Source organism: Streptomyces sp. NPDC048416 (assembly GCF_043200435.1).
In the GTDB taxonomy this organism is placed as follows: domain Bacteria; phylum Actinomycetota; class Actinomycetes; order Streptomycetales; family Streptomycetaceae; genus Streptomyces.
The window spans coordinates 1-26,220 of sequence record NZ_JBICXU010000018.1; the positions used below are offsets into that span (position 1 = coordinate 1).

Sequence of the window (26,220 nt, forward strand, 5' to 3'; positions counted from 1 at the left end):
ACGCTCGGCTGGGAAACCCCAGCCGAGCGCCTGCATAAACTGCTCGCGGCCTGATCAACACGACCACGTGTTGCAACGACCCCTAGAAACCGCCGGTATCGGTCCGGGCCCTTCGTGTCACCGGTTTCACCGCTCATCCGCTCACCGCATGACACGCGGCAGCCGCAGGCTCAGGAGTGCCGTCACGACGACCAGCGCGAGCTGGACGAGCAGGGTGATGACGAGTGCGTCACGCATGCCCAGCGAAGGGGCCAGGGCGAGGAAGAGGCTGCCCAGGGTGGCGACGCCGAGGGCGAGCGCGGACTGCTGGGTCGTGACCACCACACCGCCGCCCACGCCGGCCCGGTCGGCCGGGATGTCGGAGAGCATCAGCCGGATGAGGACCGGGAGTTGCAGGCCCTGGCCGAGGCCGGCGACCGCGACGCCTGGGGCGAGTTCGGCGACGGTCAGGCCCGACCAGCCGTGCCACACGGTCAGCGTGAGCAGCGCGATGCCCACCGCCTGGATCACGCCGCCCGCGCTCACCACACGCGTACCGAACCGGCCGATCAGGCGGGGTCCGGCGAGCGACGCGGCGAAGAAGGCGAGCGCCATCGGCACCAGTGCGAGACCGGCCGCGACCGGGCCCATCCGCAGCCCCTGCTGAAGCACCACCGCGACCACGAACATGAAGCCGCTGAAGCCGATCGAGAACGGCACGACCATCACGAGACCGCGCCGCAGCGAGTCCGTCTCCAGCAGGCTCGGCGGTACGAGCGGCGTCCGCCCCAGCCGGTCCGCGCGCCGCTCCACCATGAAGAACGCGGTGGCCGCGAACGGGAAGACACCGAGCGAGACCCACGTCCACAGCGGCCAGCCCGCGGCCCGCCCCTCGGTCAGCGGGACAAGCAGCGACAGCAACGAGAGCGCGAGCAGCAAGGTGCCCGCCACGTCGATGGTGGCCGGCCGCTCCGAGCGGGTCTCCGGCACCGTACGCACCGCGAGGAACAGACCGACGACGGCGACCGGCACGTTCACCAGGAACACCGAGCGCCAGCCGGACCCGGCGACGTCCGCCGCGACCAGCACGCCGCCGAGTATCTGGCCGGCGACCATGGAAAGCCCGGCTGTGGCGCCGTACAGGCTCATCGCCTTGGCCCGGCGCGGGCCCTGCGTGGTCGCCTGGATGGTGGCCAGGACCTGCGGCATCATCAGCGCGGCCGCGGCGCCCTGCGCCACCCGCGCAGCGACCAGGGTCCAGGCGGTGGGCGCGAGACCGCAGGCGAGCGAGGTGAGGCCGAAGGCGGCCATGCCGGCCAGGAAGAGCCTGCGCCGGCCCGCCATGTCACCGAGCCGTCCGCCGAGCACGAGCAGGACCGCGTAGGCGACGCCGTATCCGGCGACGACGAGTTCCAGCATCGCGGGTCCCGCCGCGAGGTCGCTGTCCATCGACGGCAGGGCGACATTGACGATGAAGAAGTCGATCAGGGGCAGGGCCGCGCCGAGCAGCACCGTGAACAGCCCGAGCGGCCCGATCACTGCCCCGTGGTGGGTGACGGGGACAGAGGAAGCGGGAGAAGGGGAAGCAGGGGTCGTGGGAGGGCGGGAGGTCGTCCGTACCGTTGTTTCGCTCACGATGAGGACGATCCTCCTTTCCTGAGCCTGGTACCAGAGTCTCGTTATCCTGGTACAAGCACTACCCGGCAACCCGCTGACAACGGTCGGCCGGTGCGGCACCCTGAGATCATGAGCACTGTGGCCCCGGCGAGCGATGTCCGCCGTCATGAGCTGGCGGAATTCCTGCGCAGCCGTCGCGAGCGCATCACGCCCGAGCAGGTCGGCCTGCCCCCCGGGCGCCGCAGGCGGACCCCGGGGCTGCGTCGCGAGGAGGTCGCCCAGCTCTCCGCCGTCGGTGTCACCTGGTACACGTGGCTTGAGCAGGCCCGCGACATCCAGGTCTCGCCGCAGGTCCTGGACGCGCTGGCGCGTGCCCTGCTGCTCGACCCCAGCGAGCGCAGTCACCTCTTCGCGCTGGCCGGCGCCCTCGACCCGACCCCCAACGCGCCGTGCCCGCGGGTGACCCCGGCGCTGCGCGCGATGCTCGACCAGCTGGGCCCGATCCCGGCCTGCGTCCAGAACAGCCGGTACGACATCCTCGCGTACAACACCACGTACGGGCGGCTGCTCTGCGATCTCGACGCGCTGCCTCCCGAGGACCGCAACTGCCTGTGGCTGGCCTTCACCAACCCCGACTGGCGGGCCTCCGTCGTCGATCTGGCCGACATGAACCGGCTGATGGCGGCCAAGTTCCGCGCCTCGATGGCCGAGCACCTGGCCGAGCCGGCCTGGAAGGCGCTGCTGAGCCGGCTCGAAGGGGCGTCGGCGGAGTTCCGCGAGCTGTGGGCGCGCCACGAGGTGGTCAACCAGGGCGGAAAGACCAAGTACTTGCGCAACGCCGAGGTCGGCCTGCTGTCCGTGGAGCACACCAACTTGTGGCTGGGGCCGTCGGCCGGCCCGCGTCTGGTGATGTACGTGCCCTGCGACGAGGACAGCCGCCGCCGCCTTGAGCGGCTTCAGGAGCTGGCCGAAGCCGGTCAGGCGTTGGCGTCTGCCGGAGTCTGAGCCGGCTTCAGGAGCTGGCCGAAGCCGGTCAGGCGTTGGCGTCCGCCGGAGTCTGAGCCGCAGGGGACTCCAGGCGCCGCGCGGTCCTGCGCGCCGACTCCCGCGCCCAGCGCCCGCTGGTCGCGAGCCCCAGGACCAGCACGCTCACACCGCAGCCCGCGATGATCCACCAGGCGGGCCGTGCGGCGGCGGGGAACGTGTCGGCGTACGCGCCCGCCGAGACGCCCGCCATGCCGCCCGCGAGCACCGCGCCGATGACTGCCACGCCCAGCGTCTGCCCGATCTGACGGCTGGTGGAGGCGACCGCCGCGGCCACGCCCGCCTGGGAGCGGGGCATCCCGGAGACCGCGGTGTTGGTGATGGGGGCGTTCACCATGCCGAAGCCGAGACCGAACAGGACATATCCGGTGAACAGCAGCGCCGTGGTCCGCTCGGCGTCGAAGAGGGCGAAGAGCAGCCCGCTCGCCGCCATCGCCAGGCCGGCGATCAGCAGCGAAAGACGCGGGCCGCGGCTGCCCACCAAGCGGCCCGACAGGGGCGCGCAGACGAAGGTGAGCGCGGCCATGGGCAGCATGTACAGCCCGGCGTTCAAGGCGCTCAGACCGCGGGCGTTTTGCAGGTAGAGCGTGTTGAGGAAGAGGAACCCGCCGAGCGCGGAGAAGGCCGACACCGCTATGACGGTGGCGCCGCTGAACGGAGCGCTGCGGAAGAAGCGCAGGTCGATGAGGGGTTCGGCGCGCCGGGGCTCGTACACCAGGAGCCCGGCGAGCGAGCCGACGGCGAGCGTGGCGAAGGTGAGGATCTTCGGCGAGTCCCACCCGGCGCTCGGCACCTCGATGATCGCGTACGTCAGCGAGCCGAGCAGCGCGACGACCAGGAGCTGCCCGACCGGATCGGGGCGGCGCGGCTTGGGTGCGCGCGACTCGGGGACGTAGCGCCAGGTCATGAAGAGCGCGAGCAGACCGACGGGCAGATTGAGCCAGAAGATCGAGCGCCAGCCGACCGACTCGACCAGGGCGCCACCGACGATCGGGCCCGCGGCCATCGAGATGCCGACGACGCCGCCCCAGACGCCGATCGCGCGGGCGCGTTCGCGCGGGTCGGTGAAGGTGTTGGTGATGATCGACATCGCGACGGGGTTGAGCATCGAGCCGCCGACCGCCTGCACCATCCGGAAGATCACCAGCGAGGTGAGGTTGGGCGCGACCGAGCACAGCACCGAGCCGATGGTGAACAGGACCAGGCCCGTCTGGAAGACCTTGCGGCGGCCGATGCGGTCGGCGGTGGAACCCGACAGCATCAGGAGCGAGGCGAGAACGAGGGTGTAGGCGTCGATCGTCCACTGCAACCCGGACACCGAGGCGTGGAAGTCCCTTTGCAGGGAGGGCAGGGCAACGTTGAGGACGGTGTTGTCCAGGCTGACGATCAGCAGGCTCAGGCAGCAGATCGCCAGGATGAGCATCCGTCGGCGGTGGGTCGGCTCGGACATGGCTTCGATAGTACGCCTAACTAATGACTGAGGGGTGCGTGATCCCGGTGGCGGCGGCCCCGGTAGGGACACCACCCGTCTGCGCCGCCCGGAGCCCCGGTTGTCCACAGGCCCCGAGGGGCACGCGGCCCCGGGTTGTCCACAGCCCCCGAGGGGCACGCGCGACATGCGCGACAATGAACAGATGACCACGCTCTCCATCGGCCCGCACACCGTGCAACCGCCCGTGGTGCTCGCACCCATGGCCGGCATCACCAACGCCCCGTTCCGCACCCTGTGCCGTGAGTTCTCCGGCGGCAAGGGCCTGTTCGTCAGCGAGATGATCACCACGCGGGCGCTGGTCGAGCGCAACGAGAAGACCATGCACCTCATCCACTTCGACGCGAGCGAGACCCCGCGCTCGATCCAGCTGTACGGAGTGGACCCGGTCACCGTCGGCAAAGCCGTCCGCATGATCGCCGACGAAAACCTCGCCGATCACATCGACCTCAACTTCGGCTGCCCGGTGCCCAAGGTGACCCGCAAGGGCGGCGGCTCCGCCCTGCCCTACAAGCGGCCGCTGCTGCGCGCGATCCTGCACGAGGCCGTCGCGGGCGCCGGGGACCTGCCGGTCACCATGAAGATGCGCAAGGGCATCGACGACGACCACATCACCTACCTGGACGCCGGCCGCATCGCCGTCGAGGAGGGCATCACCGCGATCGCCCTGCACGGCCGCACCGCCGCCCAGCACTACGGCGGCACCGCCGACTGGGACGCCATCGCCCGCCTCAAGGAGCACGTCCCGGAGATCCCGGTGCTCGGCAACGGCGACATCTGGTCCGCCGAGGACGCCCTGCGCATGGTCAAGGAGACCGGCTGCGACGGCGTCGTGGTCGGCCGGGGATGCCTGGGGCGGCCCTGGCTCTTCGGCGACCTAGTGGCCGCCTTCGAGGGCACCGACTCCTTCGCGCGCCCCACCCTGCGCACCGTCTCCGAGGTGATGCTGCGGCACGCGACACTGCTCGGCGAATGGATCGGCGACGAGACGCGCGGTGTGATCGACTTCCGCAAGCACGTCGCCTGGTACCTGAAGGGCTTCGCGGTCGGCTCCGAGATGCGCAAGTCCCTCGCCATCACCTCCTCCCTGGAGGAACTGGCCGCTCAGTTGAGCGAGCTGGACCTCGACCAGTCGTGGCCGGACGGCGCCGACGGCCCGCGCGGCAGAACGTCCGGAAACAACCGGGTCGTCCTGCCCGACGGCTGGCTGAAGGACCCCTATGACTGCTCCGGCATCACCATGGAAGCCGAGCTGGACACCTCCGGCGGCTGATCCGCGCCGGTCCGGACCTGCGCGGATCAGCGCGGATCGGTGCGGACCAGCGCCGATCGATGCGCATCGGCACGGATCGGTGCGGATCGGCACGGATTGATCCCACGGGCGGTCCCGGGGGCGGTCCGAGGGATGGAATCCCGCTCGATCGAGCGCGTGATTCTCGCCACCCCTGATAGGGCTTGCGCTCAGATGAGCGTTTTACAGGTGGCTGCATCTCTGGAAGGGGTGGCATTGAGTGCCACCCCGTCGATGTTCAAGTAGTGAACTCACTTGCATGCACGGCTGCTCATAAGAGCGGTTCAACTCGACTTTGGCGCCCCTTCTCTTCAAGTGATGAAGGAAAGGGGTGGGCGATCGTTACGCGCCAGTCACTTTCGATCTGGTGGCGGACGAGTGGTTACGACCCAGTGACGCGCAAGTGGACGTACCCAGACACCTTCGATCTGGGTATGTTCCTCGCCGTCAGGGCAGCCACCGCGGATTCGAGGAGTCGAGACCCGTGTCGGAAGACAAAGACCTCCAGCACACCCAGAAGTTCGTCTACGACTTCACCGAGGGGAACAGGGACCTCAAGGACCTTCTCGGCGGGAAGGGCGCGAACCTCGCCGAGATGACCAACCTCGGTCTCCCCGTCCCGCCCGGGTTCACGATCACCACCGAGGCCTGCAAGGTCTACCTCGACAGCGGCGAAGAGCCCGCCGAACTGCGCGACGAGGTCACCGCGCACCTCGAAGCCCTCCAGAAGGCAATGGGCAAGAACCTCGGCCAGGCCGACGACCCGCTGCTCGTCTCCGTACGCTCCGGCGCCAAATTCTCGATGCCCGGCATGATGGACACCGTCCTCAACATCGGGCTCTCCGACAAGTCGGTCACCGGCCTCGCCCAGCAGTCCGGCGACGAGCGCTTCGCCTGGGACTCCTACCGCCGCCTGATCCAGATGTTCGGCAAGACCGTCCTCGGCGTCGACGGCGAGCTCTTCGAGGAGGCCCTTGAGGACGCCAAGGCCGCCAAGAAGGTCAGCGTCGACACCGACCTCGACGCGAGCGACCTGAAGAAGCTGGTCAAGCAGTTCAAGAAGATCGTCAAGGCCGAGGCCGGACGCGACTTCCCGCAGGACCCGCGCGAACAGATGGACCTCGCGATCTGCTCGGTCTTCGAGTCGTGGAACACCGACCGCGCCAAGCTCTACCGCCGCCAGGAGCGCATCCCCGGCGACCTCGGCACCGCCGTCAACATCTGCTCCATGGTCTTCGGCAACCTCGGCCCCGACTCCGGCACCGGCGTCGCCTTCACCCGCGACCCCGCCTCCGGCCACCAGGGCGTGTACGGCGACTACCTCCAGAACGCCCAGGGCGAGGACGTCGTCGCGGGCATCCGCAACACCGTGGCGCTGGCCGACCTCGAAGGCATCGACAAGAAGTCGTACGACCAGCTCATGGGGATCATGGAGACCCTGGAGACCCACTACAAGGATCTCTGCGACATCGAGTTCACCATCGAGCGCGGCCAGCTGTGGATGCTCCAGACCCGCGTCGGCAAGCGCACCGCGGGCGCCGCCTTCCGCATCGCCACCCAGCTCGTCGACCAGGGCCTCATCGACGAGGCCGAGGCGCTCCAGCGCGTCAACGGCGCCCAGCTCGCCCAGCTGATGTTCCCCCGCTTCGACGAGTCCGCCAAGAGCGACCTCATCGGCCGCGGCATCGCCGCCTCGCCCGGCGCCGCCGTCGGCAAGGCCGTCTTCGACTCCTACACCGCCGTCAAGTGGTCCCGCTCGGGCGAGAAGGTCATCCTGATCCGCCGCGAGACCAACCCCGACGACCTGGACGGCATGATCGCCTCCGAGGGCATCCTGACCTCGCGCGGCGGCAAGACCTCGCACGCCGCCGTCGTCGCCCGCGGCATGGGCAAGACCTGTGTCTGCGGAGCCGAGGAGCTGGAGGTCGACACCAAGCGCCGCCGCATGACGACGCAGGCCGGCACCGTCATCGAAGAGGGCGACGTCGTCTCCATCGACGGCTCCACCGGCAAGGTCTACCTCGGTGAGGTGCCCGTCGTGCCCTCCCCGGTCGTCGAGTATTTCGAGGGCCGCATGCACGCCGGCGCCGACGACGCCGACGAACTCGTCGCCGCCGTGCACCGCGTCATGGCCTACGCCGACCGCGTACGCCGCCTGCGCGTACGGGCCAACGCCGACAACGCCGAGGACGCCCTGCGCGCCCGCCGCTTCGGCGCCCAGGGCATCGGCCTGTGCCGCACCGAGCACATGTTCCTCGGCGAGCGCCGCGAGATGGTCGAGCGCCTCATCCTCGCCGACACCGACGACGAGCGCGAGACGGCACTCAGTGCCCTGCTGCCGCTCCAGAAGAAGGACTTCGTCGAGCTGTTCGAGGCCATGGACGGACTCCCCGTCACCGTCCGCCTCCTCGACCCGCCGCTGCACGAGTTCCTGCCCGACATCACCGAGCTGTCGGTACGCGTCGCCCTCGCCGAATCCCGCAAGGACGCCAACGAGAACGACCTGCGCCTGCTCCAGGCCGTCCACAAGCTGCACGAGCAGAACCCCATGCTGGGCCTGCGCGGTGTACGCCTCGGCCTCGTCATCCCCGGCCTGTTCGCCATGCAGGTACGGGCGATCGCCGAGGCGGCCGCCGAACGCAAGAACGCCAAGGGCGACCCCCGCGCCGAGATCATGATCCCGCTCGTCGGCACCGTCCAGGAGCTGGAGATCGTCCGCGAGGAGGCCGACCACGTCATCGCCGAGGTCGAGGCCGCCACCGGCACCCAACTCAAGCTGACCATCGGCACGATGATCGAACTGCCCCGCGCCGCCCTGACGGCCGGCCAGATCGCCGAAGCCGCCCAGTTCTTCAGCTTCGGCACCAACGACCTGACCCAGACCGTGTGGGGCTTCTCCCGCGACGACGTCGAGGCCAGCTTCTTCACCGCCTACCTGGAAAAGGGCATCTTCGGAGTCTCCCCGTTCGAGACCATCGACAAGGACGGCGTCGGCTCGCTCGTACGCTCCGCCGTCGAAGCCGGCCGCGCCACCCGCCCCGACCTCAAGCTGGGCGTCTGCGGCGAGCACGGCGGCGACCCCGAGTCGGTGCACTTCTTCCACGAGGTGGGCCTGGACTACGTGTCCTGCTCGCCGTTCCGCATCCCCGTCGCCCGCCTGGAGGCCGGCCGCGCGGCTGCCGAATCGAAGGGCAGCGACTCGCGCTGAGACCCCGGAGCCGCCGCCGGGTCCCCGACCCTCACCACCGATCCGGCGGCGGCTCCGGCCAACAAGAAGGGGCAGCAACCCTGTGCGGGGGTGCTGCCCCTTTTGCCGTGCCGCCCGCGCGGGGCCGCGGTAAACGTTTGCCGCACGGGGTTCGCGAGCGGTAGGTGTTTGCCCGAACGGCGCCCGCACGGCGGTAAGCGTTTGCCGCGGGCGTCCACCCCCTACGCCGCCCACGTGTGCGAGCGCTTAATTCCGGTTGAATGGCGGACATTTAACGGGGTGGTGGCCGGAAATGCAGAGTGCGGTTCACGGATCCCCACCCGTGAACCGCACTCTGTCAACCACGCCGAGCACGGAGCCGCCACCTACGCCCACCGCCGCCAGAGCCTGTGAAGCCCCCCACGGTCTTCGCAGAATCTTTCCGGTTGGCTCGGTGTCGTGCCCGACGAGGTACAGCTTTTCGTCCCCGGTGCCCCTTGCGCGAGGCCTTTCAACTGTGGCTGAAAGGCCCGTGGTCACGTGCAGTGACGGGAGGCATACTCAGTCGAGTCGATCGGGGGATCAATTGCGGATGCAACATGACGCAACAGGTTGCAACACAGTGGACAGGTGGGGTTTCGGTGCTGCGCATTCATTTCACCGGCGAGGATCTGGCCCGGCTCCGTATGGCGCCGGGTCCCGACACGCTGTGGGAAACGATTCTCAGCTTTCACCGCTTAAGGGACCGGCGGGGCGCCTCCGTATTCGGCGAATGGCGACAGGAAACTCGCGGACGATTGAGCGGAGAAACGCGATTGCTCTCCGCAGTCGTTCCCTGCCGGGGCTATTTCCCCGACTTTCTCACGCCACCCCAGGGCCCGCATTCCCTCGACGCCGGCCTCGAACGCATGAGAGAAACCACACCCGAACGCCTGAACGACGAACTCTCCCGGCTCCCCGGCGGCCGCCCCACCACCGGCTGGGCAGCCTCCCTCGCCGACGGATGCCCCGGCCAACTCGGCCGCCTCGCCGACGCGCTGGCCGCCTACCACCACGCAGCCGTCTCCCCGTACTGGGCCCACATACAGACCCGCGTCGACGCCGACCGCGCCGCCCGCGGCCGCGCCCTGCTCGACGGCGGAGCCGGCGAACTCCTCGCCTCCCTCCCGCCGATGCTGCGCTGGCGCGCCCCCGTCCTCGAAGCCGACTATCCCGTGCACCGCGACCTCCACCTGAACGGACGCGGACTGCTCCTCCAGCCCTCGTTCTTCTGCCGCCGCACCCCGGTCGCACTCCAGAACCCGAAGCTGCCACCCGTACTCGTCTACCCCGTCACGCACACCCAGGCGCCGTACGAATCCCCGCCCGGCCCCGCTCGCGGCACCTCGCTCGGCCGGCTCGTCGGGCACACCCGCTCCAGCGTCCTGCACGCCATAGGCAACGGCTGCACCACCAGCGAACTCGCCCGCAGGGCAAGCGTGTCGCTGGCCTCGGCGAGCCAGCACGCCGCAGTGCTGCGCGACGCCGGCCTCCTGGTCACCCTGCGGCACGGCAACTCCGTCCTGCACACCCTCACCCCGCTCGGCTCCGCGCTCCTGTTCGGCGGGGCCCCACCGGCGCCCCGCCGGCTTCAGTCGTCGATCCCCGAGCGCTCCACCCCCGCCACGATGTAGCGCTGGAGCAGCAGGAAGACCAGGACCAACGGCACGATGGAGACGGCCGCCGCCACGAACAGCTCGTGCAGATGGACCACTTGAGCGGTCGTGAAGGTCGACAGCGCCACCTGCACCGTCCACGCGTCCCGGTCCTGGCCGATGACCAGCGGCCACAGAAAGGAATTCCAGGCACCGATGAACACAATGGTGCCGACGGCCGCGAACACCGGACGCGCATTGGGCACGACGATCCTCCAGTACGTGCGCCAATATCCAAGACCGTCTACGCGCGCAGCATCCTCCAACTCACGTGGAAATCCCGTGAAGAACTGACGGAAGACGAAGCACGCGAACCCCGAGAACAGAGTGGGGACGATCAGACCCCGCAAGCTCGACACCCAGCCGAGCGACGAAACCAGAACAAAACTTGGCACGAACGTGACCGCCGCGGGAACCATCAGCGTGCCGATCACCGCGTAGAAGACCTGGTTGGCGAACCGGTACGGGATGCGCGCCAGACCGTACCCGGCGAGCGAGGCGAACAGCAGGGTGCCCAGCGTCGTCGCCACCGCGATCAGCGCCGAGTTGAGCAGCGAGCGGGCCATCGGGACCGCCGGATCGTCGAACAGCTCCCGCACGTTCGACCAGCGCAGGGTGGAAGGGAAGAACGTCCAGCCGGGCGAGGTGATGTCCGCCTCGGCGGCCAGCCCGTTGCGGACCAGCAGATAGAAGGGGACGAGGAAGAGCAGCGCGAGCGCCACCAGGAGCACCGTACGCAGCGCACGGCCCGCCCGCACCAGGGAGTCCTCGGGCCCCGTCGCCCTCCGGTCCGGCGCCCTCATGCGTCCGCCTCCTTCCTGCCCAGGCCGAACCACCGGGCCTGGAACACCGTGACCACCGCGATGACCAGAGCGAGGATCACCGCGCCCGCGCTGCCCATGCCCAGGTTCTGCCCCTGGCCGAGCGCGGTGTAGTAGAGGTACACCAGCGGCGGACGGGCATAGGGCGGATAGCCGCGGGCATCGGAGAGCAGGTTGTAGAACTCGTCGAACGCCTGGAAGGCGTTGATCACCAGCAGCAGGACCACCGCGACCGACGTGGTGCGCAGCTGGGGAAAGGTGATGTGCCGGAACACCTGCCAGCCCGGCCGGGCACCGTCGACCGCGGCCGCCTCGTACAGCCGGGGACTGATCCGCTGGAGCCCCGCCAGGAAGAGGATCATGTAGAACCCGGCCTGCAGCCACAGCCGTACGGTCACGATCACCAGCCAGTACCAGGGCGGATGCGTCGTCGAGAGCCAGGCCGTCTGATCGGCGCCGAACCAGCCCAGCACCGTGTTCGCCAGACCGAACCGCACCCCGTTGAAGATCGACAGCTTCCAGATCAGCGAGGCGACGACATACGAACAGGCGGCGGGCAGAAAGAACACCGAACGGAAGAACGCCTGGAAGCGACGGGTCCGGTGCACCATCAGCGCCAGGGCCAGCGCGAGAACGTAGGTCGCGGGAACGATGAACAACGAGAACACCGCGAACGTGCCCAGACTGGACGTGAACGCACCGTCGCGCAGCATCGCCGCGTAGTTGTCGAACCCCACGAAGTCCGTCGGCGACACCGTGTTGTGGGCGTCGAAGAAACTCAAGTAGACGCTCCACACGAGCGGAACGTAGGTGAAGACGGCCAGACCGGCCGCGAAGGGACCGACGAAGATCCAGAACCAGAGGGTGTCGTGCGCAACACGCCGCCGTCGGCGTGGTTGCAGAGCAGTCGATGGCCGCCCGGCCGCGGGTCGCTCGCCTGCCCGTTGCTCGGCCGTCGACCGCGCGCCCGTCGGCTGCTCGCCCGTCGGCCGGCGCATCGCGGGGCGCGAGACCGTGGGACGTGGGAGCGCGGGGCGCGGGAGCGCGCGGCGCCTGAGGGGGATCCGCCGCATCGTGGGTCGTCGCATGGCGGTCAGCGCTTCTTCACCCGCTGAAGTTCGTCATTGGTCTTACGGATGACAGACTTCAACTCACTGTCAGGGTCGGCCCCATCCTTGATGATCCGGTTCAACGCGTCCTGGTACGCGCTCTGCATCGTCGGCGTCCACAGCAGCGGCTGCGCGTAGCCGCTCTCCGTCACGAACGCCACCACATCCGCCGCCGCGCCCTGCCGCAGCTTGGCCGCCTTCTTGGCGAGCGAGAGCCGCGCCGGGATGTGGAAACCGTACGACAGCGCGAAGTCCTCCTGGAAATCGGCGCGTTCAACCCACAGCCACTTCACATACGCCTTCGCCTCGGCCTGGTGCTTCGAGCGCGTCGACACCGCGGCCGCATACGCCCCCACCGGCACCGAAGGCTTCCCGCCCGGCCCGTCCTTGGGAAAGGGAAGCACCCCGAAGTCGTCCCCGAACGCCTCCCGCACCGCAGGCAGCGCCCACAGCCCCGACCACTGCATCGCGGTGAGCCCCTGGACGAACGCGGAAGGGTCCGACCAGTCGCTCGGCGCGCCCAGCAGCAGCGACTTGTCCGCGTACAGCCGGCGCAGCTTGCCGAGCGCGCGGGCCGCGGCCGGATCGTCGAAACCCACCCTGCCATCGGCGGTCACCAGACTCAGTCCCGCCGCGTACAACGGCGTACCACCGAGCACACCCGCACCGCCGTCGTTGCCGAGGAAGAGCCCCTTGACCTTGTTCCTCGTCAACGCCTTTGCCGCGTCGACCAGTTCGTCCAACGTGGACGGCGGCCGCACCCCCGCGTCCTTGAGGAGACTCTTGCGGTAGTAGAGGAACTGCGTGTCGACGGTCTGGGGGATGCCCCAGATCTTCCCGTCGTACGTCTTGGGCGCCAGCACCGCCGGATTGAAGTCGTCCCTCACCCCGTCGAGCAGCCCGGTCAGATCCGCGACAAGGCCCCCCTGGATCTGGTCCAGAGTAGGCCCGTTGACCTCGAAGACGTCCGGACCCGACGACGTCAGCAGCGCGGCGGCGGTCTGCTGGTCATAGGCGCCCGGCCGCCACTGCACGGTGACCTTCGCCTTGTCGTACGCTGCCGCGTACCGGCGCACGGCCGCCTCGGTCCCGGCCTCCCCGTACTGGTGGTACCAGTGGTCGAGCGTGACCTTCCCGCCCGCCGAACTCCCCTTGTCACGCCCGGTGTTGGAGCCGCACGCGGTGAGCAGGCCGAGCGCGGCCCCCGTGCCGAGCAATGTCCTGCGGCTGATCGTCATGGTGTGTGCCCCCAATTCGTCATCCCGCTGTACGGCTCAACGATCAACCATGCGGGCCGATTACGACAGAGCTGTTGCGCTGGTGTGTCGGCCTGAAGGCGGCCGACGCGAGCGGTCGGCCGACACCACGGAACGGACATACGGTGACCGTACAGCCACCCATCGTGGCTGTACGCGCACCGTCGTGACCCCGGATCGCGCACCGGCGTGGCTGTGGCGTGCCGCGGGGAATTCGGTCGCGGCGCCGCGATGAGTTTTCGCGCGGGCCCGTGTCTACCCCTCGACAGCAGCGCCACCACCCACGAGGGAGCACGACATGCCCACCATGATCTTCGTCAACCTGCCGGTGCGGGACCTGGACCGTTCCAAGGACTTCTTCGGCAAACTGGGCTACACCTTCAACCCCCAGTTCACCGACGAGAACGCCGGCTGTCTGGTCATCAGCGACACGATCTTCGCGATGCTGCTGACCGAACCGTTCTTCAAGGGCTTCACGAAGCGGCAGATCGCCGACACCGCCACCACCGCCGAGTCGATCGTCTGCCTCAGCGCCGACAGCCGCGAAGAGGTCGACCGCCTCGTCGACACTGCGCTGACCTGCGGCGGCTCGCCCGCCAACGACACCATGGAGCAGGGCCCGATGTACGGCCGCTCCTTCCTCGACCCCGACGGGCACCACTGGGAGGTCATGTACATGGACCCCGCCGCGGTCGCCTCCTGAGCCCGCCCCGAACACCCCGCCCGCTCACCGCGCCCGTACGTCACGTTGCTCACGGCGCCCCGTACGTCACGCCGGTCAGCTGCTCGGACGCCGCCCACAGGCGTTCACCGGCGGCATCGTTCAGCGTCCAGGGCGCCGACTGAGTCGCCGGAACTCGGCCCGCGCGCCCGGGACTTCACGCCGAACGCGCTCCTCGGCCTCCCGCCCGCGCGCCTGCGCCACGGCGGGCCGGCTCCCGCGCCGTGACGAGACCGACCCCGCTGTTCGTCCCCGTGACGACGGTGGTGCGGCCGCTCTGGTCGGGGATGTCCTGAGCGCCCCAGCCACGAGTCACGCGGCCACCGTACTGGTCGGTTTGGCTCGCGCGGCAGTACGAGCGCGCGTACGCGTCAGGCGGAGGCGCCACCGTCGATGACGAGATCGGTGCCGACGACCGAGGCGGCGTCGTCGGAGGCCAGATACAGCACGGCCGCCGCGGCCTCGGCGGTGGTCGAGACCCGGCCGAGAGGCTGGGCCTGCTTCATGCGGACCGCCCGCTCGGCGTCGCTCTCGCCGGGCAGCAGCGACATGCTGGTGTCGACGGGACCGGGGCTCACCGCATTGATCCGCACCCCGTCCTGGATATGGTCCAGGGCCGCGCCCCTGGTCAGCGCGCTGACCGCGGCCTTGGACGCGGCGTAGGCGGCCAGGCCGGGGCGGCGGCTGTGGGCGCCCAGGTTGGAGGCGATGTTGACGATGGCGCCGCCCGACTCCTGGGTGCGCATGTGGGCGATCTCGGCCTGGAGTGCGTGGAAGACGCCGGTGAGGTTGACGGATATCAGAGTCTGCCAGTCACTCTCCGACATCTCGACGACCGGGGCGCCACCGCGGAAAACTCCGGCGTTGTTGACCGCCACGTCGAGGGAGCCGAACCGGTCGACCACGTCGGCCACCACTGTGCGTATGGCGAAGGAGTCGGACACGTCGGCGGTGAACGCTGCCGCCGTGCCACCCGCCTCTGCGATCAGGGTGACCGTCTCGTCGAGGGTCGCGGCGGTCCGCCCGGCGACGGCGACCTTGGCCCCCTCGGCGGCGAAGGCGAGCGCGACGGCCCTGCCGAGCCCGGAACCTGCTCCGGTGACGAGGACGGTCCTGTGCGCGAAACGAGCAGACATATTCTGGACCAATCGTTCTGTTTTGAGGACGTGAGGGAGTGCGGGCGTGAGTGTGCGGGGGTGTGCGCGTCGGCGCCGGTCCGCGAAAGGGGGAGGGTCGGGTGCGCGAGATCAGTTGAGCAAAGTCAGTTGAGCAAGGTCAGTTGAGCAAGGTCAGTTGAGCAAGGTCAGAATCTGTTCGGCCGCATCCCGTACGCGCCCCGGCTCGCCCGACGCCTTGCCGACGACGCGTACCCCCTGGAGGAAGACGAGCAGCACGCGGGCAAGCCCGCGCGCGTCGCGGTCCCCGGCCAGCTCGCCCTGGGCCTGGGCCCGCGCGAGCGCGGAGTGCAGCAGGGTCTCGATGTGCTCCCAGCTGAGCTCGACCCGGCGGGCCGCGGCGCTGTCGTGCGGAGCGAGTTCGGCCGCGGTGTTGGTGACGAAACAACCCGGCAGGCGGGTCGCGTCGGCCGTCGACTCGACGGCGAACCGCCGCACCACGCCGCGGACCGCCGGCAGTGCGGGGCCGGGCCCCGAGAGCTCGGCAAGCAGCTCGGGGTCACGGTGCTCGGCGTACCGGTCGAGGGCCTTCAGATACAGCTCGTGCTTGTTGCCGAACGTCGCGTAGATGCTGGCGCGCCCGATGCCCAGGTGCTCGACGAGGTCCGCCATCGACGTCGCCTCGTAGCCGCGCCGCCAGAACAGCTCAAGGGCTGAGTGCAGCGCGGCGTCCGGGTCGAATTCCTTGGTCCTGGCCACGACCAGACAGTAGATCTAATTGGAATGCTCGGTCAAGTAAGTCTGGACCGCCTGTCCTTCGTCGTCGAGGCAGGTGCCGGTCTCCAGGTCGAAGCGGTGCTTGAGGAGCGGCGAGGCGACATAGGGGCGGCCCTCGGGTGTCGAGCCGAGCAGTCCGCGCGAGAGCACATAGGCGCCGGTGAACGGGTCGCGGTTGTCGATCGCGTACGTCCGTCCGCGCCGGTCGGTGAAGACGGCGGCCTGGCGGCCGTCGGGCAGAAGGGCGGCGACGCCGCGTCCCGGCGTGAGGCGGGCGGCTTCGCAGACCGCGAGCAAGCCGTCTTCGAGCTTGAGGTGGACCATCGTCATCGGGTGGCTCCCAGGGTGAGGAGGGGCAGTTCCGGCTTGATCTGGTCGCGTTCGGCAACGAAGCGGACCGAGGGGTCGGGTGCGCCGGGCGCGTTCACGAAGGACACGAAACGGGCGAGCCGTTCGGGGTCGTCGAGGGTTTCGGCCCACTCGTCGCGGTAGCCCGCCACGTGCGCGGCCATCAGGGACTCCAGTTCGGTGCAGATGCCGAGCGAGTCGTTCACGACCACGTCCCTGATGTGGTCGAGGCCGCCCTCGATCCGCTCCAGCCAGACCGAGGTGCGTTCCAGGCGGTCGGCGGTGCGGATGTAGAACATCAGGAATCTGTCGATCAGACGGACAAGTTCGTCATCCGTCAGGTCCTGGGCGAGCAGATCGGCGTGGCGTGGGCTCGCGCCGCCGTTGCCGCCGACGTACAGGTTCCAGCCGTTGGCCGTGGCGATGACCCCGAAGTCCTTCGACTGGGCTTCGGCGCACTCACGTGCGCAACCGGAGACCGCCGACTTCAGCTTGTGCGGCGAGCGAAGCCCCCGGTAGCGCAGCTCCAGGTCGATCGCCATCCGCACCGAGTCCTGCACACCGTAACGGCACCAGGTCTGGCCCACGCACGACTTGACCGTACGCAACGACTTCCCGTACGCGTGTCCGGACTCGAAGCCGGCGTCCACCAACCTGGTCCAGATCGAGGGGAGTTGGTCGACGCGGGCGCCGAAGAGGTCGATGCGCTGGCCGCCCGTGATCTTGGTGTAGAGGCCGAAGTCCCGTGCCACCTCGCCGATCACGATGAGCTTGTCGGGGGTGATCTCGCCGCCGGGGATGCGCGGCACGATCGAGTAGGAGCCGTTGCGCTGCAAGTTGGCGAGGAAGTGGTCGTTGGTGTCCTGGAGCGCGGCCTGTTCGCCGTCGAGGATGTGTCCGTTGCCCAGGGCGGCCAGGATCGAGGCGATCGTCGGCTTGCAGATCTCGCAGCCCTCGCCGCCCCGCGCCTGGCTGCGTCCGTGCCCGTCGAGGAGTTCGGTGAAGGTCGTCAGGCGCAGCGCGAGCGCGATCTCGTACAGTTCCTGGCGAGTCTGCGCGAAACAGGCGCAGAGGCCGTCGTCGCCCGACTTCGGCAGCAGCATCCCGATCGTCTTGACGCAACTGCCGCAGCCCGTACCGGCCTTGGTGCACTTCTTGACTTCGGGCAGCGAGGAGCAGGCGGTGATGGCGCCCTTGGTGACGTTGTGGCAGGAGCAGATGACGGCGTCGTCCGGCAGTGACTCGGGGCCGAGTGCGGCCGGCGTGCCGAGCCCGGCGGGCAGGACCAGCTGTTCGGGGGGGACCGGCGGCACGTGCCCGGTGAGCGGGCGCAGCATGCCGTACGCGTCGGCGTCGCCGACCAGGACGCCGCCGAGCAGCACGCCGTCGGACGACACGACGAGCTTCTTGTAGACGCCGGAGCGGGAGTCCGAGTAGACGACGTCGAGGCAGTCGCCGGCTGCGCCGTGCGCGTCGCCGAACGACGCCACGTCGACGCCAAGCAGCTTGAGCTTCGTGGACAGATCGGCGCCGGTGAAGGTGCGTTCTGCGGTGGCGGCGATGGTGTCGGCGGCCGTCTCCGCCATGTCGTAGCCGGGTGCGACCAGGCCGTACACGCGGCCGTCCGACGCCAGCGCGCACTCGCCGATGGCGAAGACCGCCGGGTCGCTGGTGCGGCACTGCTCGTCGACGACGATGCCGCCGCGCTCGCCGACCGCGAGGCCGCAGTCGCGGGCCAGCTGGTCACGGGGGCGGACGCCGGCGGAGAAGACCACCAGGTCGGTCGACAGATGTGAGCTGTCGGAAAGTGTCATCCCGTTGACACGTCCCTCATCACCGGCGGTGATCTCCTGGGTGCCGACACCCGTGTGGACGGTGAGGCCCATGTTCTCGATGGTGCGCAGGAGGGCCGCGCCGCCGCCCTCGTCGACCTGTACCGGCATCAGCCGGGGTGCGAACTCCACGATGTGGGTGTCGAGGCCGAGCCCGCGCAGCGCGCCGGCTGCCTCAAGGCCGAGCAGGCCGCCGCCCACCACCGCGCCGGTCGTCGCGGTCTTCGCGTACGCCTCGATGGCGAGCAGGTCCTCGATGGTGCGGTAGACGAAGCAGCCGGGGGTGTCCTTGCCGGGGACGGGCGGCACGAAGGGGTACGAGCCGGTCGCCAGGACCAGCGTGTCGTATGCGAAGGTGCGCCCCGAGCGGGCGGTCACGGTGCGCGCCGCCCGGTCGACCGACTCGGCGGGGTCGTCCACGTACAGCTCCATGCCGTGCTCGCGCAGGAAACCGTCGGGCACCAGACTGAGTTCGTCGGGTGTCTTTCCCTCGAAGTACGAGGTGAGGTGGACGCGGTCGTAGGCGGGGCGGGGCTCCTCGCACAGCACGACCACCCGGGTCCGCCCGGCCGCGCCGCGCTCGGCGAACGCCTCCAGGAAACGCTGGCCGACCATGCCGTGGCCGATGACCACGAGGGTGGGAAGGTGTTCGGTGGGCACGTCAGGAACCTCCGTCGTGGGTGAGCAGGTGGAGCAGGGGCGCGTCGGGTACGGGCTCGTCGCCCTCCCAGGTCCGGGCGAGCGCCCCGACCGCGCCGAGATCGCCGACGAGTACGCCCCCGACCAGGCGGTCGCCTCGCACGACGACCTTGCGGTAGGCGCCCCGGGTCGCGTCCGCGAGATGCGCCACGTCGTCGCCGGGGCGGGGCGTGGGCTCGCCGAACGCGGCCAGGTCCAGGGGGCGCGGGCCGCCCAGGGTGAGCCGGGTCAGGCCGCGGGTCCCCGGGTACGAGCCCCGCCCGGTCGCGAGCAACGCGCCGAGCGTGTCGGCCTGTTCGAGCGCGGGGCCCGCGAGCCCGTACACCGTGCCGCGATGTTCGGCGCAGTCGCCGACGGCGTGGATGAAGGGGTCGGACGTGCGCAGCTCGTCGTCGACGACGACGCCCTGGCGGACGTCGAGCCCGGCGGCCAGCGCGAGGCCGGTCCGGGGACGGACCCCGGTGGCCAGTACGACGAGTTCGGCGCCGAGCACGAAGCCGTCGGCGAGCTCGACGTCGGTACCGGACGCCCCCGTGAGTCCGCGCACCCGGCACTCGGTGTGCACCTCCACGCCGAGGAGTTCGAGATGGGTGCGGACCAGCGCGGAGGCCCCCGCGTCAAGCTGACGCTCCATCAGACGCTCGCCCTGCTGGGCGAGGACGACCTGCGCCCCGCACTCCGCGAGCGCCCGCGCCGCCATCACCCCGAGCAGGCCACCGCCGATCACCACGGCTCTGGCGCCCTTACGGGCCCGTTCGCGCAGGGCGAGCGCGTCGTCCAGGGTGCGGAAGGGGTGGACGCCATCGGGCAGCCGGCCCTCGCGCAGGCCCCGCAGCGGCGGCAGCACCGGGTTCGAGCCGGTCGCGAGGACGAGGCGCCCGTACGGGACGACGGTGCCGTCGTCGCAGTGCACCGCACGCGCCGCGCGGTCGATCCGCACCGCGCGCACGCCCCGCCGCACCGGCACGGGGGGCAGCTTGATCACCTCGGGCCCGTACCGCCCGGCCAGCACCTCCGCGAGGAGCACCCGGTTGTACGGAGCGTGGGCCTCCTCGCCGATGACGGTCACCGGGACATGCCGGGCCAGGCGGGCACCCGCTGTGCCGCCGCCGATCACCACGATGTCCGTACTCATGTGCCCAGCGTGCGCGGCGGCTGTTTCCCGGCCGCATCCCCGCGATTACCACGCGGGAACCTTGAGCTCAGCGGGGCGGCGGGCGGGATGTGAGGGGTGGGGTGCCGGGGGAGGGCCGCCGGGTGACCGGGCACCGGGGGAGGGCCGCCGGGTGACCGGGCACCCGGGGAGGGCCGCCGGGCGACCGGGCATCCGGGGAGGGCCGCAGGGTGACCGGGACACCCGGGGGAGGGGCCGCCGGGCGACTGGGGGACTCGGGGAGGGGCCGGGGGGTGGGGTAAACCGAACCATGAAGATCCGTACTGGCACGATCGAAAGAGCTGGCCGGGGGCGGGAGCCTTGACGCATGGACCTCGCGCAGCGGCATTCCGCACCCACACCGGCCCGTCCGAAGGGAGCGGCCCGCCCGAAGGGCTCGGCCCTCCCGGTCACGGGCTCGGCCCTCCCGGTCACGGGCTCGGCCCTCCCGGTCACGGGCACGGCCCTCCCGGTCACGGGCGTGGCCGGCCCGCGGCCAGGCACGATCCGCTCTGCTGTGGGCGCGCCGGCCCTGGGCTCGGGCGCCGGCCGCCCTGCCCTGAGTCTGGCCGCCCCGGGCTCGGGTGCCGACCGGCCCGCTGTAGGCATGGCCGGCACGGCTGCCGACGCGCCGGGGCCGGACCAGCACGTCCGGCACCGCGAGGCGCGCGGCCCCGACTGGAGGGGTGTCCTGCGGGAACCGTTCCGGGCCGGGACATGGCTGCGATTCGCCCATCTGCTGCTCGCCCTGCCGGTCGGCATCCTGTGCCTCCCCATAGCCCTCGTCGGTGGTCCGGCCGGCCGGATCCAGCGCGGGCTCGCCCGCAGACTGCTCGGCGTGGAGGTGGCCGCCCCCGGCCGCACCGTTCGCACCGGGTTGCTCGCCCTGGCCCATGCCATCGTCAGCGTGCCGCTCAACCTGATAGCGCTCACCGTCTCCGGCTACTTCTGGACGGTCGTCGTCATGAACCTGGGCTACCCGCTGCGCCCGGGTGGCGACCCGAGCCAGGCGTGGGGCGGCCCCACGATGGCCGGCGCGTGGGCGGTGCACGGCATCGGCGGCGGGGTGCCGTTCCTGCTCGTCACGCCCTGGGTGATCCGAGGCTTCACGCTGATCCAGGCCCGCCTGGTCAGGGGCTTCCTCGGCGCGGATCGCACCGGGCTCCTGAAGTCCGTCGGGATCGCCCTGTCGCTGGCCCTGGTCTGCGCGCTCCTGTCCATACCCGTGATCCACCAGCTCTGACCGGCGGGCCTAGGTTGTTCCCATGCACCGTCTGCGCCTGGCGCGTTCCGTGGAGTTCGCGTTCCCCTACCGGCGGGACCGGCTGGGCCCGGTGATACGAGCCGCGCTCTACTCGCTGCTCGCGCTGCCCCTGGGCCTCGTGGGCCTTGTCGCGGTCGCCGGGGTGCTGCTGGCCGGCGCGGCGCTGTCGTGGACGGCGCCGGGGCTCTGGCTCCTGGCCGCCGGTGTCCGCGGGGCGCTGGCGCTCGGCGGCCTCCAAGGCGGCCTGGCTTTGCGCCTGTTGGGGCTGGAGATCGAACCGCCGCCGCGCGCGGAGGCCGGGGGAGCGTTCGACTGGCGGCGCTCCGTGCTGGGAGGCAGGGCCGGATGGCGGGCGGTGTGCTGCGCCCTGACCGCACCGCTGACGGCGCTGCTGCCCCTGCTAGCGGTCTACATCGGTTTCGTGAACGGCGTGCTGCTGAGCCTGTATCCGGTACTCAAGCGCTGGAACTACTTCACGATCAGTGAGCCCGACGGTTCCATGCGGCGGGTGGGAATGGAGGTGGGGGGAGTGGAGTTCGACAGCTGGCCGCGGTGGCTGGCGCCCTTCGCCCTCGGTCTGCTCCTCCTGTACGTGGCGCCGTGGCTCGACCGTCATGCGCTCACCCCGCACCGGATGCTGCTCACGGCGTTGCTGGGGCCCGACCGGGCGGACCAGCGGATCCGGACCCTGGAGGAGACCCGGGCGCAGGCCGTCGACGACGCGGCGGCAACCTTGCGCCGCATCGAACGCGACCTGCACGACGGCACCCAGGCCCGCATGGTGGGCCTGGGCATGCACCTCACGATGATTCGTGAACTGGTGGCGGGCGGCGCCGACCAGGACCGCATCCTGAGCGTTGTCGAGACCGCCCAGAGCAATGCCAAGCAGGCCGTCGCCGACCTGCGTCATCTCGTCAAAGGCATCCATCCGCCCGTGCTCGACCAAGGTCTGGACACCGCGCTGGCGACCCTCGCGGCGGACAGCGCACTGCCCGTGCGGGTGTGGTGCGGCATCGAGGGAAGACCGAGCCCCGCGATCGAGTCCATCGCGTACTTCTGCACGGCCGAACTGCTCGCCAACGCGGCCAAGCACAGCGGGGCTTCACAGGTGAAGGTCACCGTGACCGGCGCGGCACGGATCCTGCTGCTCGTCGTCGAGGACGACGGGCGAGGGGGAGCGGTGGTGGGCGCGGGCAGCGGACTGGCCGGCCTGCGGGCCCGGGTGCGTACCGTCGACGGCTCACTGACCTGCAACAGCCCGGCCGGGGGGCCTACGGTGGTGAGCGTGGTGCTGCCCTTCAGATAAGCGGAGCCCGACCAGTAACGTCACCAGCACCAGCACCAGCACCAGCAAGCACCAGCCCGGTCGGGCAGTCGGCAGCCGGCCGTCGGCGCCGCGCCGACATCGGGGCTGGTACCGACAACGAATGGGTCACCGTATGCGCGTCGTCATCGCCGAGGACTCCTCGATCCTGCGCGACGGACTCGTCCAGCTCCTGGAGATGCGCGGTGTGGAGGTGGTGGCCGCGGTGGCGGACGCGCAGGCGCTGCTCGCCGCGGTCGCCGAACACCGGCCCGACGCGGCAGTGGTGGACATCAGACTGCCGCCGACCCAGACCGACGACGGTCTGCGCGCGGCCGTGGAGATCCGCCGCACGGCACCGGGCACCGGGGTGCTGATCTTCTCGCAGTACGTGGAGACCAAGTACGCGGCGCAGCTCATCGGCGACGGCGGGGCGGGGGTGGGCTATCTGCTCAAGGAACGGGTCGTGGACATCGGCGAGTTCGTGAACGCACTCGAACGGGTGGCTGCGGGCGGCACCGCGCTGGACCCGGAGGTGGTGGCCCAACTGTTCGGCGCGAGCCGACGGGCCGCGGCGCTGGACGCCCTCACGCCGCGCGAGCGGGAGGTGCTGGGTCTGATGGCGGAGGGCCGCACCAACCATGCCATCGCCGACTCGTTCGGGGTGTCGGAGCGGGCGGTGGAGAAACACATCGCGAACATCTTCACCAAGCTGGACCTGCCCCCATCGGAAGCGGGCCACCGACGGGTGCTGGCGGTTCTGCGCTACCTGGACCGGGCAGGCAGCTGACATCGGGCGGGCGGGCGGTCATTGACCACGGCCGTGTTCAACCGGGCTCACCCGCCCCCGTGCCCGCCCCCGCCGTCGCCCCGGCCGCACCCGCCTCCGCCGCACCCGCACCCGCACGCGCCGGGGCCGCCTCCGCACCCGCTGCACCCGCCCCCGTCGAACCCGCACCCGCCCCCGTCGAACCCGCACGCACGCCCGTCGAACCCGCACCCACGCCCGCCGCCCCCGCCGCACCCGAACCCGCACCCACACCCGAGCCCGCCGCAACCGAATCCGCCGAACCCGAACCGGAACCCGCCCCCGCGGCCCCCCGCACGACCCCCGTCAGATGGGCGAAGGCGACCACGTTGCCTCGGTAGCCGGTTTTCTTTGTGAAGCCGCCGCCGCAGGTGATCAGGCGGAGTTCGGGGCGCGTGGCCGCCCCGTACACCTTGGTGTCGGGGAACGCGTCGTTCTCGTACACCTCGACGGCGTCGACGTCGAACACCGCGGTCAGTCCGTCCCTGCGGGTGACCTCGACCCGGTTTCCCTTCTTCAGCGCGCCGAGTGCGTAGAAGACGGCGGGGCCGTGCGCGTCGTCGACGTGTCCCGCCATCACGGAGGTGCCCCGGGCGCCCGGCGCGGTGCCGTCCTTGTACCAGCCCGCTCTGTCCGTTTCGCCGGGCGGCGGCACGTCGAGGCTCCGGTCGGGGCCAAGGCCGAGCCGCATCACGGGCGCGTCCACGCCGATCGTGGGGATCTTGATCCGTACGGGTTCGGAGGCGGGCAGGCCGTCGGGGGGCGGGAGTTCCGTCGCGGGCCGGTCCGCGGAGCCGGACGGGGAGTCGGCCGCGATACCGCCGCGCCCCGCCGTCCCCGCCGGACCCGAAGCGAAGGCCTCGGCCGCCGACGGCTGGGGAGGCTCCACGGTCTCCAGGCCCCGCTCGATCAACCAGAGCCCGACGAACGCGGCGATCACCATCAGCCAGCCCGCGTTGCGCCGCGCGGCCCCCGCCGACAAGGGCGGTCAGCCCCGGCCCTGCGTGCCGCTCGCCCGGCGACGCAGCAGCCAGGTGCCGCCCACGGCGGCCGCGGCCAGTACCGCCGCGCCCACCGCGATCTCGGTGGTGTCGGGGCGGATGCTGCCGCCGGCACCGGTCTTGACGTGACCGTGCGGGTCGTTGCCCTCCCAGGGCTTGTCGTGGCCCTGCCCGTCCTTCACGTCCCACGGTTTGTCACGCCCGTGCTGGTCCTTCGGGTCCCACGGCTTGTCACGGCCGTGCTGGCCCTTCGGGTTCGGGTCCCACGTCTTGCCGTGGTCCTGCTGGTTCTGCTGGTTCTGCTGGTCGTTCGGGTTCCAGGGCTTGTCGTGGCCCTGCTGGTCCTTGCGGTCCCAGGGTGTGCCGATGCCACGCTCGGTGCCGGCGGCGCCGGCACCCTCACCGGCGCCGGTGACCGTCAGCCGGGCCTCGACAACCTTGCCGTTCTCGCACCTCACACCGATGCGGAACGAGCCGGGTCTGGCGTGCGGGGCGACCTCGAACTGCCCGGCCAGTGCGTCCTTGGGCGGGGAGGCCGTCATCGGGAAGTCGCCCGCGCCCACCGCGTTCGCGTCACCCGTGCCGTGCCCTGCCGGCCCGCAGGCGGTGGTGTTGGCGGTCACCGTGGCGCCGGGCGGCGCACTCGTCGGCCACAGTTCGAGGGAACCGCCGGGCTGGACGTCGGCGTACGCGAGCGAACCCGCCGGGCCCAGCACGGCGCCGCCGGCCAGCAGGGCGCTCGTCAGGAGTCGGGCAGTACGCATGGGTCCTCCGTGGGCGTGGCAGGAGCTTCTGCCTTCGACCTAAGAGGCGCACCGGGCGCGCCGCCCCTCGGCGGGGGGCGAAAGGGTGACGTGGGGCGGGCCGTACGGGTGGCCCGTCACTGCGGGTGAATCACATCCCAGGGTGACTCCTCGAACGCCCGCCACACCACTTTCATCAGCTCCGCGTCGACCGCGAACTCCCGCTCGTCGATCCGGCCCACCGGGGCGATGCCGCGCGCATTGGTGACGAACGCCGCGCTGTACGCGTCGAGCCCGGCCAGGGTGACCTGGCGGTGCACCGACTTCAGGTGGTAGGCGGCGAGCCTTGGTTCGAGCACCGCCTTGGTGACGCCGAGCAGCGCGGGCCGGTCGGGCCAGACCACCGATGTGCCGTCCCAGAACGCGATGTTGGTGATGGCGCCCTCCGCGACGACGCCGCCGGGGCCGGTCAGCAGGGCCTCGGTGAAGCCCTGGCGGCGTGCGAGCCGGCCGTAGTAGGCCTGTGCGAAGCCGCCGAGGTGTTTGAGGTGGGCGACCGGCCGCTCGTACGGCACGGAGAGCAGGGACTGTGCGTCGGACGGCATGTCGACGGGCTCGTTCACGACGACCATGGGGGTGGGAGCGTCGGCAGGCCCGTACACGTAGACGCGTACGGCCGCGTCGGACGTGCCGGCGCCGTCGAGGGCCTGCGCGACCAGCGAGCGGATCCGGCCGCCGTCCATGCCGGGTCCGAACAGCTCGCGGGTGGCCCGGTCGAGCCGGGTCAGGTGATGGGCCAGCCCACGGACCCGTCCGTCGCGCACCTGCATCGCGGTGAAGTGGCCGTAGCCGCCGGTCAGGGCCGGGACGAGCAGGGTCTCGGCATCGGCGGGGCGGCCGTCGATCTCGACGTACGGAAGTGTCATGGGCCACAAGATAGTTCGCCCACGACCGGGCTTGACCTCAAGC

The 26,220-nt window shown here is 70.7% G+C and carries 20 protein-coding genes and 2 pseudogenes; 8 read left to right on the top strand and 14 right to left on the bottom strand.

The window, feature by feature from the left end; translation table 11 throughout:
• Positions 1-141: 141 nt before the first annotated feature.
• A complete protein-coding gene (locus ACGFW5_RS21930) occupies positions 142-1,518 on the bottom strand; it encodes an MFS transporter (RefSeq protein WP_393835958.1) in 1,377 nt (458 codons plus the stop codon).
• Between the two features lie 207 nt (positions 1,519-1,725).
• Between ACGFW5_RS21930 and ACGFW5_RS21935 the strand changes: the two genes are divergently transcribed.
• A complete protein-coding gene (locus ACGFW5_RS21935) occupies positions 1,726-2,601 on the top strand; it encodes a helix-turn-helix domain-containing protein (protein ID WP_393835959.1) in 876 nt (291 codons plus the stop codon).
• Positions 2,602-2,629: 28 nt separating this feature from the next.
• Here the strand turns inward: ACGFW5_RS21935 and ACGFW5_RS21940 are convergent, their stop codons facing one another.
• On the bottom strand, positions 2,630-4,090 hold the full coding sequence (locus tag ACGFW5_RS21940) for an MFS transporter (protein ID WP_393835960.1): 1,461 nt from the start codon (positions 4,088-4,090) through the stop codon (positions 2,630-2,632).
• Positions 4,091-4,256: 166 nt separating this feature from the next.
• Here ACGFW5_RS21940 and dusB point away from each other — a divergent pair, with 166 nt between their 5' ends.
• The 3 genes from dusB (at position 4,257) to ACGFW5_RS21955 (ending at position 10,280) form a co-directional block, all read left to right on the top strand.
• On the top strand, positions 4,257-5,402 hold the full coding sequence (dusB, locus tag ACGFW5_RS21945; RefSeq protein ID WP_393835961.1) for a tRNA dihydrouridine synthase DusB: 1,146 nt from the start codon (positions 4,257-4,259) through the stop codon (positions 5,400-5,402).
• A gap of 502 nt (positions 5,403-5,904) precedes the next feature.
• Positions 5,905-8,628 (top strand): pyruvate, phosphate dikinase, encoded by a 2,724-nt coding sequence (gene ppdK / locus ACGFW5_RS21950; RefSeq protein ID WP_393835962.1) that lies wholly within the window; start codon positions 5,905-5,907, stop codon positions 8,626-8,628.
• A gap of 620 nt (positions 8,629-9,248) precedes the next feature.
• On the top strand, positions 9,249-10,280 hold the full coding sequence (locus tag ACGFW5_RS21955) for an ArsR/SmtB family transcription factor (RefSeq protein ID WP_393835963.1): 1,032 nt from the start codon (positions 9,249-9,251) through the stop codon (positions 10,278-10,280).
• Here the strand turns inward: ACGFW5_RS21955 and ACGFW5_RS21960 are convergent.
• From ACGFW5_RS21960 to ACGFW5_RS21970, 3 genes are all read right to left on the bottom strand, one after another.
• Complete coding sequence (locus ACGFW5_RS21960) at positions 10,238-11,104, bottom strand: carbohydrate ABC transporter permease (protein WP_393835964.1); 867 nt, start codon at positions 11,102-11,104, stop codon at positions 10,238-10,240. The genes ACGFW5_RS21955 and ACGFW5_RS21960 overlap by 43 nt on opposite strands.
• Complete coding sequence (locus tag ACGFW5_RS21965; protein ID WP_393835965.1) at positions 11,101-12,120, bottom strand: carbohydrate ABC transporter permease; 1,020 nt, start codon at positions 12,118-12,120, stop codon at positions 11,101-11,103. Before ACGFW5_RS21965 ends, ACGFW5_RS21960 begins: the two co-directional genes overlap by 4 nt.
• A gap of 95 nt (positions 12,121-12,215) precedes the next feature.
• The gene (locus ACGFW5_RS21970; protein ID WP_393835966.1) at positions 12,216-13,469 is read right to left on the bottom strand and encodes an ABC transporter substrate-binding protein; all 1,254 of its coding nucleotides are present in this window, start codon (positions 13,467-13,469) and stop codon (positions 12,216-12,218) included.
• A 316-nt stretch (positions 13,470-13,785) separates the two neighbouring features.
• Between ACGFW5_RS21970 and ACGFW5_RS21975 the strand changes: the two genes are divergently transcribed.
• Positions 13,786-14,190, top strand: a complete 405-nt coding sequence (locus ACGFW5_RS21975) for a VOC family protein (protein ID WP_393835967.1) — start codon at positions 13,786-13,788, stop codon at positions 14,188-14,190.
• Between the two features lie 141 nt (positions 14,191-14,331).
• On the opposite strand, the pseudogene ACGFW5_RS21980 reads toward ACGFW5_RS21975, so the two are convergent.
• From ACGFW5_RS21980 to ACGFW5_RS22005, 6 genes and pseudogenes are all read right to left on the bottom strand, one after another.
• Positions 14,332-14,524, bottom strand: a pseudogene (locus tag ACGFW5_RS21980) (short-chain dehydrogenase); the annotation flags it as partial.
• 55 nt (positions 14,525-14,579) lie between these two features.
• Positions 14,580-15,344, bottom strand: a complete 765-nt coding sequence (locus tag ACGFW5_RS21985) for an SDR family NAD(P)-dependent oxidoreductase (protein WP_393835968.1) — start codon at positions 15,342-15,344, stop codon at positions 14,580-14,582.
• Between the two features lie 153 nt (positions 15,345-15,497).
• On the bottom strand, positions 15,498-16,082 hold the full coding sequence (locus ACGFW5_RS21990) for a TetR/AcrR family transcriptional regulator (protein ID WP_393835969.1): 585 nt from the start codon (positions 16,080-16,082) through the stop codon (positions 15,498-15,500).
• A gap of 15 nt (positions 16,083-16,097) precedes the next feature.
• A complete protein-coding gene (gene nirD, locus ACGFW5_RS21995) occupies positions 16,098-16,430 on the bottom strand; it encodes a nitrite reductase small subunit NirD (RefSeq protein ID WP_393835970.1) in 333 nt (110 codons plus the stop codon).
• The gene (nirB, locus tag ACGFW5_RS22000; protein WP_393836067.1) at positions 16,427-18,895 is read right to left on the bottom strand and encodes a nitrite reductase large subunit NirB; all 2,469 of its coding nucleotides are present in this window, start codon (positions 18,893-18,895) and stop codon (positions 16,427-16,429) included. The genes nirD and nirB overlap by 4 nt, the downstream gene beginning before the upstream one ends.
• A gap of 46 nt (positions 18,896-18,941) precedes the next feature.
• Complete coding sequence (locus ACGFW5_RS22005; RefSeq protein ID WP_393835971.1) at positions 18,942-20,114, bottom strand: NAD(P)/FAD-dependent oxidoreductase; 1,173 nt, start codon at positions 20,112-20,114, stop codon at positions 18,942-18,944.
• Positions 20,115-20,739: 625 nt separating this feature from the next.
• On the opposite strand from ACGFW5_RS22005, the gene ACGFW5_RS22010 reads away from it, so the two are divergent.
• The 3 genes from ACGFW5_RS22010 (at position 20,740) to ACGFW5_RS22020 (ending at position 23,489) form a co-directional block, all read left to right on the top strand.
• The gene (locus ACGFW5_RS22010) at positions 20,740-21,375 is read left to right on the top strand and encodes a sensor domain-containing protein (protein WP_393835972.1); all 636 of its coding nucleotides are present in this window, start codon (positions 20,740-20,742) and stop codon (positions 21,373-21,375) included.
• Between the two features lie 22 nt (positions 21,376-21,397).
• The gene (locus ACGFW5_RS22015; protein ID WP_393835973.1) at positions 21,398-22,702 is read left to right on the top strand and encodes a sensor domain-containing protein; all 1,305 of its coding nucleotides are present in this window, start codon (positions 21,398-21,400) and stop codon (positions 22,700-22,702) included.
• A gap of 133 nt (positions 22,703-22,835) precedes the next feature.
• Entirely contained in the window at positions 22,836-23,489 is a 654-nt protein-coding gene (locus tag ACGFW5_RS22020) for a response regulator (RefSeq protein ID WP_393836068.1), read from the top strand.
• Positions 23,490-23,805: 316 nt separating this feature from the next.
• On the opposite strand, the pseudogene ACGFW5_RS22025 reads toward ACGFW5_RS22020, so the two are convergent.
• The 3 genes and pseudogenes from ACGFW5_RS22025 to ACGFW5_RS22035 all read right to left on the bottom strand — a co-directional run.
• Positions 23,806-24,450: pseudogene (locus ACGFW5_RS22025) on the bottom strand (class F sortase); the annotation flags it as partial.
• Positions 24,451-24,495: 45 nt separating this feature from the next.
• A complete protein-coding gene (locus ACGFW5_RS22030) occupies positions 24,496-25,272 on the bottom strand; it encodes a hypothetical protein (protein WP_393835974.1) in 777 nt (258 codons plus the stop codon).
• A gap of 116 nt (positions 25,273-25,388) precedes the next feature.
• Positions 25,389-26,177, bottom strand: a complete 789-nt coding sequence (locus tag ACGFW5_RS22035) for an aminotransferase class IV (RefSeq protein ID WP_393835975.1) — start codon at positions 26,175-26,177, stop codon at positions 25,389-25,391.
• Positions 26,178-26,220 lie beyond the last annotated feature (43 nt).